The organism is Pelotomaculum sp. PtaB.Bin117 (assembly GCF_002067195.1).
In the GTDB taxonomy this organism is placed as follows: Bacteria; Bacillota; Desulfotomaculia; order Desulfotomaculales; family Pelotomaculaceae; genus Pelotomaculum_D; species Pelotomaculum_D terephthalicicum.
The window spans coordinates 1-13,116 of record NZ_MVQM01000151.1 but is presented as its reverse complement, the minus strand read 5'-3'; the positions used below and the strand labels follow the sequence as shown (position 1 = coordinate 13,116).

Below are 13,116 nucleotides of genomic sequence, written 5' to 3'. Positions count from 1 at the left end.
TAAAAGTTTTTCAGTTATAGTCCACGGGAACCGAAATGCCTATTGATGTGCCTTTACCGGGAGCGGTAGAAATGTCAAATCCTCCTTTGAGAAGTTGGACTCTTTCCCGTATTCCGATTAGGCCGTACCCGTCGCGTTCCCCGTCCGCCATGACTTTACTCAGGTCAAAACCTATGCCGTCGTCTTTAATGTGAATGTTAACCTTGTCGGGGAGCATTTCCATTTTCACTAATGCGTTTTTTGCCCGGGCGTGTTTTTTTATATTGTTTACCGCTTCCTGGATTATTCTGAAAAGAGCGACTTCAACAGAACTCTCCAGCCGTTTCTGCTGCCCGATAAAAAGAAATTCAACTTGTACGTCAAATTGATCATTATAATCGGAAAGATACCTTTTTATCGCGGGAGCCAGTCCGAGGTCGTCCAGCACCATCGGCCTCAAATCAAATATTATTTTACGGACATCCGTCAAACTCGAACGGACTAACTCCTGTAGCGCAAACAGCTCGCCGCGGACTCTTTCGGGCTGCAAATCCAGCAATTTCTGACAATATTCCGCTCTCATGACTATATTAGCCATGGATTGCGCCGGACCGTCGTGGATCTCCCTGGCGACCCGCTTGCGTTCTTCTTCTTGAGCTCTAATAATGCTCATAGCCATCTGCTGCGCCTGGTGAACCTCGCCGATTTTAGAGCCAAGCTCCTGCAGTCCCCCACCCAGGTAGTTCAAGACCACACCCACTTGGGAGACTAGTTTTTCAGCCCGGTCAACGGTAGTACTGAGCCTGCGCAGGCTTGCCTCCAGATGATCCCTCCTGTACCGCAGGAGTTTTTCTTTTTCTTGCATTTTGATTAGTTCCACTTGCAGCTGATATGCCTGATCGTAAGCGTCCTTAATATCTTTTTCGGTAAATCTCTGTAAATCTTTACTAACCTCCATCAGTCTGGTCCGGGCTTTTTTTTCAATAACGGCTTTATGGTCAACCTGTTTAATAATATCCGCCACTTCATTTTTAACTTCGTTGAGTTCCTGGCTTACCCTGATTAATTCAATACGGGAATTTTCAGCTATGTCGTAAATTTGATTTTTACTTCTTTCGATAGCTTCAAGAGTGTCTTTGACAATGCGATCAAGGGCATTTATGTCAAACACGGTGTTCACCTCGTAGCCCCTTTTTTTTAAATGTTCTTTTTTATTCTCCATTTTCCTCCCTCGTTGAGAAAAATAATGAAAATTGAAAAGCTTTTACATAATTTGTTTACATTGTGCTACACTATACTTGATTAAAAAACAAGGGGTGATTTTGCTTGCGAGTTGATGTAGATCAGGAATTATGTATCAGTTGCGGTACGTGTATAGATCTCTGCCCGGATGTTTTCAAATGGAATGAGGACAACAAGGCCAGTTGTGTTACTGCTGAAATACCGGTTGATTTGGAGGAGCAGGCGCACGAGGCTGCCGAAAACTGTCCTACTGAAGCGATCACTGATATTTAATCAGGAGTCAGGAGTCAGAATGAGAGAATGGCTTATCGCTACAAGATATTCTGAATTCTGACTCCTGAATTCTGAATACCTAAAATAGATCATTGACACTTTTTTACCGCTTAGTCCGTATATTATTAGAGATCCGGACATTGTTACCAGTTAAATTTAGGCATATTTTACCTTAAGCCATTAACTCAGGACATGAAATGTGATTATGACTGTAAAACTCAAAATTTTGTTGACAAGATAAGATATTATGCTAAAATTGAGTTTGATTGGAATTAGCCAACCTGTCTTTGATAAGGGGGTTTGTTAATTCCAAAAATATTGTCCAAGAGGGAGGCAGATAAATGAAACAATTGGGCCGCCATGTATTGGCTGAGATTTGTGGGTGCGATTTTAACATTCTTAATGATATCGACAAGGTTGAAGAAATCTTGGTGAATGCGGCGCTGGAAGCCGGCGCCGAAGTCAGGGAATGTGTGTTCCATAAATTCAGCCCTCAGGGAGTAAGCGGTGTGGTGGTTATTTCCGAATCGCACCTGGCTATCCATACCTGGCCGGAACTAGGTTACGCGGCGGTAGACGTGTTCACTTGCGGTGAAAAAGTAAATCCCTGGGATGCATGCAACTACCTGAACGACCACTTTTGCGCGAAACATATGACGGCAAAAGAACTAAAACGTGGAGTCATCCCGGAAGCTTACCTGAAGGAAGCTGTAAATCTTTAGGAGGGATATTTATTAGTACCAAGAGCAATAAAAATTAGCAGGCCTTGCAATAGTGGATATTGCAGGGCCTGCTAATTTTTGCTGCCATCTTAATCAGATAAAATTAGGAATGGCTGACGCGAGGGGAGGAAATTGTGAGACTATACCGAATTATATATCAAGGCAAGTAAAGGAGGAGCCTCACTAAATGTTGAGAACCATTTTAGATCCGATAAAAGAAGACCTGGAAAACGCATCTTGTTTGTTTAGAGAAGAGTTTCCTCCGATTATCGGCCGGGCGGGAGATTTAGCCGGCCTGGAACATTTATCTGTCGATAAGGCAATTAGACCGGCGCTGGTGATCCTGTCTTCCCGGATTTACGGCGGTAATCCTGAAAAAACGGCTGTTCTGGCCGTTGTTTTTCAGTTTATTTATCTGGCTTCGAAGGTACAGGACAGTTTTGCTGAGTTTGAACAACCGGTCTCGGCTAGTGAGGATTGCGTCCATTGTGAGGAAAACCGTTTTTCTGTTTTACTGGGAGATTACCTTTACAGCAAATCTGCTTTTATTTTGCTTGAGTCAGGCATTACCGGGATGCTTCGTGTGCTGGCCGAAATTGTTCGTCAGGTTCATGAGGGTCTAATCCTGAAAAATAAAATCACCGGGTTCAACCCGGCCTCAAAAGCCTTCCACGATATTATTCGCAAGGTGACTGCCGAGCTTTTTGCCGGCTGCTGTCTTCTGGGAGCCCGCCTGGCCGGCGCTGCCGAAGAAGACCAGGAAATCATGCGCCGCTTCGGCCAAAACTTCGGCATGGCTTTTGGACTGTCGGAGTTAGGTGCCGCTGTGGAGCAAACAACATTTTACGCGGATAAAGCTCGGGAATGCCTTTTGCTGGCGCCGGCCCGGCCGGAAAAGGTTGTATTGGAGCAACTGGTTAATATGTTATCCAGGGGCGAAACGAATATGCGGCGCATGGTGGGATAATGTATTGGAGGGCTATATGCGGCCAGACCAGTATCGTAGTAAAGAAGAGTATGTACACGCGGTTTTTTCATCAATTGCCCACAGGTACGACTTTCTTAATACCGCGTTGAGTTTTAACCGGGACAAGTATTGGCGGAAATTTGCAGTGAAACTCACTGGTTTGACGCCGGGCGGCGAGGGCCTGGATGTTTGCTGCGGGACGGGTATGCTAACCCTGGAACTGGCAAAAGCGGCCGGCTTAAAAGGTCGTGTGGTCGGCGTGGATTTTTGCGCGGACATGCTGGCGAAAGCTGTTGTAAATATAGGAGGCACTCCTTATCGGGAAGTAATTGAACTGGTTGAAGGAAATGCTCTCAGCCTGCCGTTTCCGGAGAATACCTTTGACTGCGCCACCATCGGTTTTGCCTTGCGTAATGTGCCCGATATCAGGAAAACTATCGATGAAATGCGGCGGGTGGTAAAACCCGGGGGAAAGGTTGTTTCTCTTGAGTTTGCCAAACCTGGCATACCGGTGTTCAAGCAGATCTATTATTTTTACTTGAACTGCGTTATACCTGTGCTGGGCAGACTGGGAGCAGGACTAAGCGGGCCTTACAAATGGCTGCCGGAATCGTTGAAAATGTTTCCTCACCAGTCGGAGATCAGGGATATCTTTACCGACGCCGGTCTGACCGGCGCCTGCTATTATGAGCTTACCGGCGGTATTGTAGCCGTGCATGTGGGAGAGAAGCGACATGGCTTATAAAGATTTGCGCGCTTTTATGGCGGACTTGGAAAAACGCGATCTCTTAAAAAGAATAAAGGCGGAAGCAGACCCGGTGCTGGAGATTACCGAGATCAGTGACCGCATGGTCAAGTCGGGCGGGCCGGCTTTATATTTTGAAAATGTCCGGGGGTATAAGTTGCCGGTGGCCACCAATCTCTTCGGTACGCTGGAGCGGATGAAGCTTGCTCTCGGGGTGGACGACCTGGAACAGATCGGTAGGGACCTGATGGCTTTTATCCAGCCGTCGGAGTTGCCGGCTACCTTTATGGACAGGCTGAAGACGCTGCCCAAGCTGGCGCAGTTGGCTTCTTTTATTCCGAAGAAGGTAAGCGACGGTCCTTGTAAGGAAGTGGTGGTCAAGGACAATCCTTCACTGGCGGGATTGCCTGTTTTGAAGTGTTGGCCGGAAGACGGGGGACCATATATTACCTTGCCCCTGGTTATTACTAAAGATCCCCGTACAGGGCAGCGCAACGTCGGGATGTACCGGATGCAAGTGTATGATGAACGCACTACCGGGATGCACTGGCACATTCACAAAGACGCCGCGGGGCATTGCCGTAATCAAAAAGTGGGCGGCGGGACTGAAAAAATGCCTGTGGCTGTCGCAGCCACCGCTCCTCTGCCTGCCGGTATTGATGAAATGCTGTTTGCCGGTTTCTTGCGCAAGGAACCTGTCCAGCTGGTGAAATGCGAAACAGTTGATCTTGAGGTGCCGGCATATGCCGAGGTTATTCTTGAGGGGTATGTCGACCCCTTGGAAAAGAGGCTGGAAGGTCCTTTCGGCGATCACACCGGTTACTACTCACTGGCCGACCAGTACCCGGTTTTTCACCTGACCTGTGTGACCAGCCGGAAAGATCCCGTATACCCGGCAACTATAGTCGGACGGCCGCCGATGGAAGACGCTTATATCGGCAAGGCTACCGAACGCATCTTTCTGCCATTGCTCAGGCTGCTGGTTCCTGAGTTGGTGGACATGAACCTGCCGCCAGAAGGGGTTTTCCATAACTGCGTCATTATATCTATTGAAAAGCGCTACCCGGGACAGGCCAAAAAAGTAATGTCGGCGTTGTGGGGTTTTGGTTTAATGATGCTGGCCAAGCTGATTATTGTAGTTGATGCGAGGGTGGATGTGCAGAATATTTCCGAAGTGATGTGGCGGGTGTTTAACAATATTGACGCCAAGCGCGACGTGGTGATCGCCGAAGGCCCGCTGGATGCTCTGGACCATGCGTCCCCACTGCCCCACCTGGGCGCAAAAATGGGCATTGACGCCACGACAAAATGGCCCTCGGAAGGGCATTTGCGCGAATGGCCGGGTGACGTTGTAATGAGTGAGGAAGTGAAAAACCTGGTTGACGGCAAATGGAGGGAGTATGGTTTTTAAGAAGCTGATAGTTTTTCTGGAAATGATCAGGTTTGAACACACTGTGTTCGCCTTGCCTTTCGCCTATATTGGGGCTTTGCTGACGGAGAAAAAAATACCGGCCGCGCATGACCTGCTCTGGATCACCATGGCCATGGTGGGGGCCCGCACGGCTGCGATGTCCCTCAACCGGCTTATCGACCGGCGCCTTGATGCCCGGAATCCCCGCACCGCCGGCCGGGCCTTGCCCAGGGGACTTCTGCGGGAAGGAGAAGTCTGGTTTTATGTTTTGGTTTCCTTTTTGCTTTTATTCTATTCTGCATACCAACTAACCCCGCTGGCTTTCCGCCTTGCTCCGGCGGCAGTCCTGGTGCTGTTTACCTATTCGTATACCAAGCGTTTCACCTGGACATGCCACCTGGTGCTCGGGCTGGTGCTGGGAATGGCCCCGCTGGGCAGTTGGATCGCCATTACCGGCCAATTTCATCCGGCGCCGTTCCTGTTGGGAGCGGGAGTGCTTTTTTGGGTCGCCGGCTTTGATATTATTTATGCCTGCGATGATTACGAGTTTGACCTTAAAGAAGGTCTTTATTCCATCCCGGCCCGGTTCGGCATTAAGCGGGCACTTAACGTTTCCGCTGTTTTTCACGCCATCGCGCCGTTGTTTTTCCTGGCCGCGGGCTTGCTATTAAACCTTGGTGTCCTTTACCTGGCCGGGGTGGCGGTTTCTGTAGGGATACTTTTTTACCAGCATACTTTAGTGCGACCTGATGATTTGTCGCGGGCCGGCGTAGCTTTTTTTAATTTAAACGGCACTTTAAGTGTGGTCATGTTTGTTTTTACCTTATTTGATATTTTTTTCCCTTTGCGGATCTTTTAAGGTTAAGATGCAGCGGAGTCATGGCTATCATGCGTTGGTAAAGAAAGAAAGGAATAGCGGTAATGGAACTTGTTCTTGACGGTGAATTGGCTGATTTGGAGAGGAAAATTCTAGCCGGTGAAAGGTTAAGCCGTGCAGACGGCGTTCGTCTTTATCAAGCCAAAGACCTCTTGGCGGTAGGCCGTCTTGCCGATCTGGTCCGGCGTAGAAAAAACGGGGACAAGGCCTATTTTATCGTCAACCGGCATATTAATCATACCAATGTTTGCGAAAATCTTTGCAAGTTATGCGCTTTTGGGCTTGAAGCCGGCCATCCCCGGGCGTATACTCTCAGCCTTGATGAAATCGAAGCTAAAGCGCTGGCTTCGGCAGGAGAGCGAATTTCTGAAATACATATTGTCGGCGGTCTCAACCCGGATTTAAAAATGGATTATTATGTAGAGATGTTGCGGCGCATCCGGCGGGCGCTGCCAGACGTTATGATCCAGTCGTTTACCGCGGTGGAGGTTGATTATCTGGCGCGGGTGCACAACATGCCGGTAGAGGAAGTGCTGGCCGTTTTACGCGAAGCCGGACTTGACTCGCTGCCGGGCGGCGGGGCGGAGATTTTTTCGCCGCGGGTGCGTAAGTTGATTTGCCCCAGGAAAATCAGCGGCGAGCGCTGGCTGGAAGTGCATCTGGCCGCGCACAAGTTGGGAATGCGTACCAACGCCACTATGTTGTACGGTCATGTGGAGACAGCTGAGGAGAGAGTCGATCACTTAGTCAGATTGCGCGAGGCGCAGGACATCTCGGGTGGGTTTTTGACCTTCATTCCACTTGCTTTCCACCCGCAAAACACCGGCCTGGAACCGCAATCGGTCTCCGGAACCACCGGTTTCGATGACTTGAAGGCATTGGCTGTGGCCAGGCTGATGCTGGATAACTTTGATCATATCAAAGCTTTCTGGATAATGATTGGGCCAAAATTAGCCCAGGTTTCCCTGACCTTCGGGGTCGACGATCTGGACGGAACCGTGGTGGAGGAGAAGATCGCCCACGACGCAGGTGCGGCAACCGGCCAGTTTATGTCTAAAGCTGAGCTTGTAAAGATGATTAGAGCGGCGGGGCGTAAACCGGTAGAGCGTGATACCCTGTATAACGTTATTGAGGAGGTTTTTTAGGTGTCCAGATTACGCCTCGGGCAGTTGGACTATATTAATTGCCTACCGGTTTACCATGCCCTTGAAGAGGGGTTGCTGCCGCTGGAAGCTGAACTGGTAAAGGGGCCGCCCACTGTATTAAACCGACTTTTTTTGAGCGGCCGGTTGGATGTCACCCCGCTGTCTTCAATTGAGTACGCCCGAAACGAAGATAAATGCATAATCCTGCCCGATTTGTCCATAAGCGCCGACGGCCGGGTGATGAGCATCCTGCTTTTCAGTAAGGTGCCGGTGACAGAACTGGAAGGAAAGAAAGTGTGTCTTACCGATTCTTCCGCGACCGGGGTTGTTCTCTTAAAAGTGCTCTTTGACCATTATTACCATGTGGACGTGGATTTTGAAACTAGCGCTCCTGAACTTAACACCATGATGGAAAGAGCGGACGGGGCGCTGTTGATCGGGGACAACGCCATGCAGGCTCACCAGCATGTGAAAGAACGGCACATGCCTTACTATGTGACTGACCTCGGCGAGACATGGAAGCAATTTAGCGGCGCTAAAATGGTTTACGCGGTATGGGTGGTGCGCAAAGCTTACGCCGGCTCCGATGCGGCGGCTGTTGACTGCCTCAGTAACGCTCTGGTCAACGCAAAAAAGATCGGGTACAGCCAATTTACCGCCGTGGCTGCCAAGGCTCAGCGGCGGAGCGGATTGCCGCTGCCCGTGGTTGAGGATTATTTTCAAACGATCAAGCACGAATTTAGCGAAGACGACAGAAAGGCACTGCTTTCTTTTTATGATTACGCCTATAAGAGTGGATTGATTGAGGATAGAGTCAAGCTGCGGGTCTGGGGTGAAACCGGTGCTTAATTTAGATGACCTCTTGAACGAGGCTGTCCAGGGAAGACGGCTCTCCTTGGAAGAGGGTGTCGCTTTACTCGCCTCGCCTGATTTATTGTCGATAGGCCGCGCGGCCAGCCTGGTGCGCAGGCGAATGCACCCGGGCGATAGAATTACGTTTATTATTGACCGGAATATCAACTACACTAACATATGCTGTTGCCGGTGCCGCTTCTGTGCCTTTTGGCAGGAAGAAAGCGATCCGGAAGCTTATATAATCAGTAAGGAGACGCTTTTTAAAAAAATTGAGGAAACTATAGCCGCCGGCGGTACGGCAGTAATGATCCAGGGTGGGCTTCACCCGAAGCTGCGCTTGGAATACTACCTGGACATGCTCCGGTCGGTTAAAGAGCGATACGCTATTCACATCCACTCTTTCTCCCCGCCGGAAGTAGCGCATATGGCGGGGATTTCCGGTTTGTCCCTGCGCAAGGTCCTGTTAGAATTACAGAAGGCCGGGTTGGATTCCCTGCCGGGCGGCGGCGCCGAAATTCTGGATAACCGGGTGCGCCGCCTGATCAGCCCGGAGAAGATTACCTGGGAGGAGTGGATGGCGGTAATGGCGGAGGCCCATCAAATTGGGATGAAATCGACCGCCACCATGGTGTTCGGTCATGTGGAAACTCTGGAGGAAAGGGTAAAGCATATGATCCGGGTGCGGGAGCAGCAGGACCGCACCGGTGGCTTCACCGCTTTTATTCCCTGGAGCTTCCAGCCCAAAAACACCAAGCTTGGCGGTGAAACCGCCACCGGGGCGGATTATTTGAAAACCCTTGCCGTGTCCAGGCTGGTGCTGGACAATGTGCCCAATATCCAGGTCTCCTGGGTGACTCAAGGCGCCAAACTGGCCCAGGTGGCCCTGGCTTTCGGCGCCAACGACTTCGGGAGCGTCATGTTGGAAGAAAACGTTGTCCGTGCCGCCGGGGTAAACTACCGGGTTCCTGCGGAAGAAATCATCCGCTGTATTAGAGATGCCGGTTTTACACCGGCACAGCGGAATACGGGTTATGAGATCATCAAAGAATTGTCTTGATCTTGTAATAGAGTGAAAGGAGCACTTGTAATGGGGAATGAAAAATTTCAAGAACTGGTGCTGGAACAGTTGCAGGTACTGACTGAAGGCCAGGCCAAACTGGACGCCAAGGTAGACGGTTTAGATGCCAGGCTTGGCGGTCTGGAAACCAAGGTAGACGGTTTAGATGCCAGGCTTGGCGGTCTGGAAACCAAAGTAGATGGCTTGGACGCCAGGCTTGGCGGTCTGGAAACCAAAGTAGACGGCTTGGACGCCAGGCTTGGCAATATCGAAACAGACGTGCAGCAATTAAAGACGGGCCAGGATATAATGCAAAAAGATATTGACGGCATCAAAAACGAACTGAGTTATGTTTGGGGCGATATTAAGAAAATTGATAACCGGCTGTCTTCCCAGGAAGAAGAACTGGTCATACTGAAGCGGTTAAAATAATTCTATCCGTTGATGAGTGCCATGGAGGTTGTATCCAGCCGGTTTGCGTTAAAATCCGAGCAGCGTATAGACTTTGTCATCAACAATATTTTGCCCGGTAAGACCGTTGTCCGCCCGGAATTTTTTCACAGCTTCTTCAGTTCCCTGGCCCCAAAAGCCATCAGGCTTCCACTTGAGATAGCCAAGTCTTTTCAGCGCCCGCTGTACTTCCAAAACATCCGGACCTTGGTTTCCAAATTTTAAAACAGCAGGAAGTGTGCCCGGGGCGCCGAATGGTGTCCCAATAATTGTTACAGGTGTGCCATGGCTGACAAAAGGAAAAATTTCCTCAACGTGAGCGTTATGCATCCTGATGCAGCCGTGGCTGGCAAAACTGCCGATGCTGTGCGGAGCGTTGGTGCCATGGATGCCATATTGCCCGTATGGTATATTGAGTCCAAGCCAGCGTGTGCCCATGACATCAGGCGGGTTGGTGTCCTGTGAGGCGATTTTCCAGTTGCCGACCGGAGTTGGTGTTTCGTATTTACCCATGGCAACTGGAAACTGGCGAAAAGATACCCCATTGTCGAAGAGGGTCAGGGTTAACCTGTCCATATCGATAATAATACTGGTTTTTTCCGGTATTGGGTTTGCCGCCCAAGATATTTTTATCCCTACCCCCGTGAAAAAAACGGCTAAAAAAACTGCGGCGGCGTAATAGAAATATTTCATTAATAGAGCTTTTCCCCCGTTTATTTTTATATCTATTGTCTCATATACCGGTCCTTATTATTCCGGCCGGGCTTCTTAAAATGAGGTATTTGGTTATAAAACTGGATTGATTGGTGTCTCAGCGAAGCTTGTGAATATATCAAATTAAAAGAAGGATAATGCTCTTCTTATGAAGAAAAATAGTATATTCTGTCTTACGCAGGAGGTGTCTGAGCAATAAATGCCGATGAACATAGATGACTTTCTGGATTATTCGCTGCAGGAAGACTTTAAAAACCTGAATAACACTCACCGCAGTATGGTAAACGCAGTCAGACGCGTCAAGACTGCTGCTGATCAGGGCAACCTTGACGCGTTGCAGCAGGCGCTGGCCCGCTATGAGGAGTTGGTGGATAAGCAAAAAGAGTCTTTACAAGGGTTTAAAGATAAATTTCCTTCTTTTGATCTGCAATCTTACTTGCTGGAAGAGTTCCACGCGGGTTTTCTTGGCGCGTTGGCTGAAGAGGGCTTGTCTGTAGAGGCGGAATATCCGGTTTATGAAGTGTTGCCATTTAAAGTCCGGGTGCTGCCTGAAAAAGAAATGATCACCATAGACGACAGAGTTTACCGCAACCTCCGGCCGGGTGTCGTGGCCAGACATTTAAAGAAGGAGATCGACAAGTTAAACGCGGCCTCCTTTGATGTGCAGCGTTTTCTTCAGACTCTCGCCAATGCTTACGACACAGAGATGGCCAGGCAGGTTGCCAAGACAAAAATTTTTCTTTGCGAGCAGGAAGTGCTGTTGAAAGATGTCTATGATAATCTTACACCCATGCCGCAACAAAAGCGCGACTACCCGGTGCAGCTTTTTGCCTTCAGCCTGCACCGGGTGCTGAAAAGCGGCCAGATGAACGCGCCGGACGGCCGGCGGCTCTGGCTCGGCAACGTTCGCAACCGGAGACAGGCTTTGGTAGTGCTGGACGCTCAGAAGCAACCCCAGCGTTACGGTGTGATAAAGTTTTACCGGGAGGGATAAACTGTGGAACCGGCTGTCAAGGAATCTGCCCTCGAAAGCCTGCGGCGCGGCGAGCCGCCTTTGGATAGAGAAGCGCTGGAAGCGATCACGGTGGGCAGACAGGATGGTATCTGGAATTTCTGGCAGGCTCGCTACCTGGAAGACTATATAGCCGATGGGGGCAGCAAAATTAAGTTCTTCATCGGCAAGCCGGGTTCGGGTAAGACCCACGCTCTTCTTTTGATGATGGAAGAAGCCCGCCGCCTGGGCTATGTAACAGTTTATTTAGATGCCCGCCAAGTGCGTTTAAATAAGTTTGACTCTATCTATCAGGCTGTGTTCGAGGAAGTGGACATGCAGGCGGTGGTTGCCGTCTATTGCGGTACGGTATTGGAAAGGCTGGGCTGTCAGGCGGGGCAAATTTCCTCCGGACAGGGCATGGGTAACGACGGGCATACGGCTAATGCGCTGCGGCTTGAAGTTCAAGAAAACCTGGACACATTGTACCATAACCGTAAAATAAACAATAACTTCGCCATGGCCTTCACGCAGCTCTGCTCCGACTATCTTGGTCTGCGTTATTTGCATACGGAGCAAAGAGACATTTTGACGGGCTGGCTCAAGGGCAGGTCTTTGCCGGCAAAAGTTTTAAAGCCGTTAAGGATTTTCACCAAAATAGATAAATACAACGCCCGAAATATGATGGCTTCTTTTCTTGCCCTGTTACGTCTTTGCGGTTACCGGGGCTTGTGCCTGGCGGTGGACAACTTGAACGCTTTATTAGAACGGGGTCCGTTAGGGCGGGCGCTTTACGGGAAGTCGGCGCGCAATGAAGTCTACGAAAGCCTGCGCCAGTTAGTGGACGACTTTGCCGGTTTTGAAGGAGCTTTTTTCGTTTTCGCCGGCCGGCCGGAATTGATTCAGGATGAAAAAACCGGTTTTAAGTCATACGAGGCGCTCTGGATGCGCATTCAGAACGAGGTTGCCGGTTTGCGCCCGAACAAGTTTGCCGACTTGTTCAATCAAGACAACCTCATAAAAGAGATTTTTACTGTCGAGACTTGTCTGGAACTGCAGGAAAGGTTGAACGATTTCTTTGCTCTTGATTCCAGGCTTCAGCGGGAGGACTTGCGCTGCCTGGTTGATACGGTGAGCATGTTTTCGCCGGTGCGACGGGTTATAGAGGCCATAGTTGGCGAATACGGCGCGGGAGGTGACCGTGGTGGAGCAATTTGACGCGAAGAAAACTATTGAGTGCCTGCGTTCAGGCGTTTCTTCCGGTCATTTAAGCGCTATTTTTTCATATGGCCGGGAAGCCGCCCTGGAGCGCGTAGGTCGCGAACTCGATCGCGTGCAGTCCGGCGCCGGTGTTATATCTTTAGTGGTCAAGGGAAACTTCGGCAACGGCAAGACGCATTTTCTTAATATCATTGCGCGGAAGGCGGAAGAAATGAACTTTGCCGTCAGCTTCGTACCGCTTTCCAAAGAGACTCCATTTGACAAAATGGACCGGCTTTACCGCCGGGCGGCCGCCAATTTGCTCCTCCCGGGGTATAACCAGCCGGGCTTCGCGCCCTTGTTGGAAGGACTGAAGCGGGACAGGATGAAAGCGGAGGAGGTCTTGAAATATACCGGACACAACCTCCACCCGAAAATTGAGGCAGTGTTGAAGAATTACCTGGAAAGTGACAGCGATATGTATAACC

At 49.9% G+C, this 13,116-nt stretch carries 15 protein-coding genes; 13 read left to right on the top strand and 2 right to left on the bottom strand.

The window, feature by feature from the left end; genetic code table 11:
- Positions 1 to 10 precede the first annotated feature (10 nt).
- Positions 11 to 1,201: a sensor histidine kinase gene (locus A4E54_RS11050; RefSeq protein WP_240081753.1), complete on the bottom strand. Its 1,191-nt coding sequence runs from the start codon at positions 1,199 to 1,201 to the stop codon at positions 11 to 13.
- A gap of 104 nt (positions 1,202 to 1,305) precedes the next feature.
- On the opposite strand from A4E54_RS11050, the gene A4E54_RS11045 reads away from it, so the two are divergent.
- The 10 genes from A4E54_RS11045 (at position 1,306) to A4E54_RS11000 (ending at position 9,705) form a co-directional block, all read left to right on the top strand.
- Positions 1,306 to 1,494 carry a ferredoxin gene (locus tag A4E54_RS11045; RefSeq protein ID WP_240081752.1) on the top strand — a complete coding sequence of 63 codons (189 nt, stop codon included), beginning with the start codon at positions 1,306 to 1,308 and terminating at the stop codon, positions 1,492 to 1,494.
- Between the two features lie 341 nt (positions 1,495 to 1,835).
- Positions 1,836 to 2,216, top strand: coding sequence for an adenosylmethionine decarboxylase (gene speD, locus A4E54_RS11040; protein WP_240081751.1), 381 nt, complete (start codon positions 1,836 to 1,838; stop codon positions 2,214 to 2,216).
- A 187-nt stretch (positions 2,217 to 2,403) separates the two neighbouring features.
- Entirely contained in the window at positions 2,404 to 3,183 is a 780-nt protein-coding gene (locus tag A4E54_RS11035; RefSeq protein WP_240081750.1) for a polyprenyl synthetase family protein, read from the top strand.
- A gap of 16 nt (positions 3,184 to 3,199) precedes the next feature.
- Complete coding sequence (locus A4E54_RS11030) at positions 3,200 to 3,928, top strand: demethylmenaquinone methyltransferase (RefSeq protein ID WP_240081749.1); 729 nt, start codon at positions 3,200 to 3,202, stop codon at positions 3,926 to 3,928.
- Entirely contained in the window at positions 3,918 to 5,339 is a 1,422-nt protein-coding gene (locus A4E54_RS11025) for a menaquinone biosynthesis decarboxylase (RefSeq protein ID WP_286726143.1), read from the top strand. The genes A4E54_RS11030 and A4E54_RS11025 overlap by 11 nt, the downstream gene beginning before the upstream one ends.
- Positions 5,329 to 6,198, top strand: coding sequence for a UbiA-like polyprenyltransferase (locus A4E54_RS11020; protein WP_240081748.1), 870 nt, complete (start codon positions 5,329 to 5,331; stop codon positions 6,196 to 6,198). Before A4E54_RS11025 ends, A4E54_RS11020 begins: the two co-directional genes overlap by 11 nt.
- Before the next feature lie 62 nt (positions 6,199 to 6,260).
- Positions 6,261 to 7,361 (top strand): aminofutalosine synthase MqnE, encoded by a 1,101-nt coding sequence (gene mqnE, locus A4E54_RS11015; protein ID WP_240081747.1) that lies wholly within the window; start codon positions 6,261 to 6,263, stop codon positions 7,359 to 7,361.
- A complete protein-coding gene (locus A4E54_RS11010; protein ID WP_240081746.1) occupies positions 7,362 to 8,210 on the top strand; it encodes a menaquinone biosynthetic enzyme MqnA/MqnD family protein in 849 nt (282 codons plus the stop codon). It begins immediately after the preceding gene.
- Positions 8,194 to 9,273 (top strand): cyclic dehypoxanthinyl futalosine synthase, encoded by a 1,080-nt coding sequence (gene mqnC / locus A4E54_RS11005; protein ID WP_240081745.1) that lies wholly within the window; start codon positions 8,194 to 8,196, stop codon positions 9,271 to 9,273. Before A4E54_RS11010 ends, mqnC begins: the two co-directional genes overlap by 17 nt.
- Positions 9,274 to 9,303: 30 nt before the next feature.
- Entirely contained in the window at positions 9,304 to 9,705 is a 402-nt protein-coding gene (locus tag A4E54_RS11000; protein WP_286726142.1) for a hydrolase, read from the top strand.
- A gap of 48 nt (positions 9,706 to 9,753) precedes the next feature.
- Here the strand turns inward: A4E54_RS11000 and A4E54_RS10995 are convergent, their stop codons facing one another.
- Entirely contained in the window at positions 9,754 to 10,416 is a 663-nt protein-coding gene (locus tag A4E54_RS10995) for a L,D-transpeptidase family protein (protein ID WP_240081743.1), read from the bottom strand.
- 220 nt (positions 10,417 to 10,636) lie between these two features.
- On the opposite strand from A4E54_RS10995, the gene A4E54_RS10990 reads away from it, so the two are divergent.
- The 3 genes from A4E54_RS10990 to A4E54_RS10980 all read left to right on the top strand — a co-directional run.
- Positions 10,637 to 11,431, top strand: a complete 795-nt coding sequence (locus tag A4E54_RS10990) for a hypothetical protein (RefSeq protein WP_240081742.1) — start codon at positions 10,637 to 10,639, stop codon at positions 11,429 to 11,431.
- A gap of 3 nt (positions 11,432 to 11,434) precedes the next feature.
- Positions 11,435 to 12,646 (top strand): BREX system ATP-binding domain-containing protein, encoded by a 1,212-nt coding sequence (locus tag A4E54_RS10985; protein WP_286726140.1) that lies wholly within the window; start codon positions 11,435 to 11,437, stop codon positions 12,644 to 12,646.
- On the top strand, positions 12,603 to 13,116 hold a 514-nt coding region (locus tag A4E54_RS10980; protein WP_286726139.1), incomplete at its 3' end, for a BREX system ATP-binding domain-containing protein. The genes A4E54_RS10985 and A4E54_RS10980, both read left to right, overlap by 44 nt.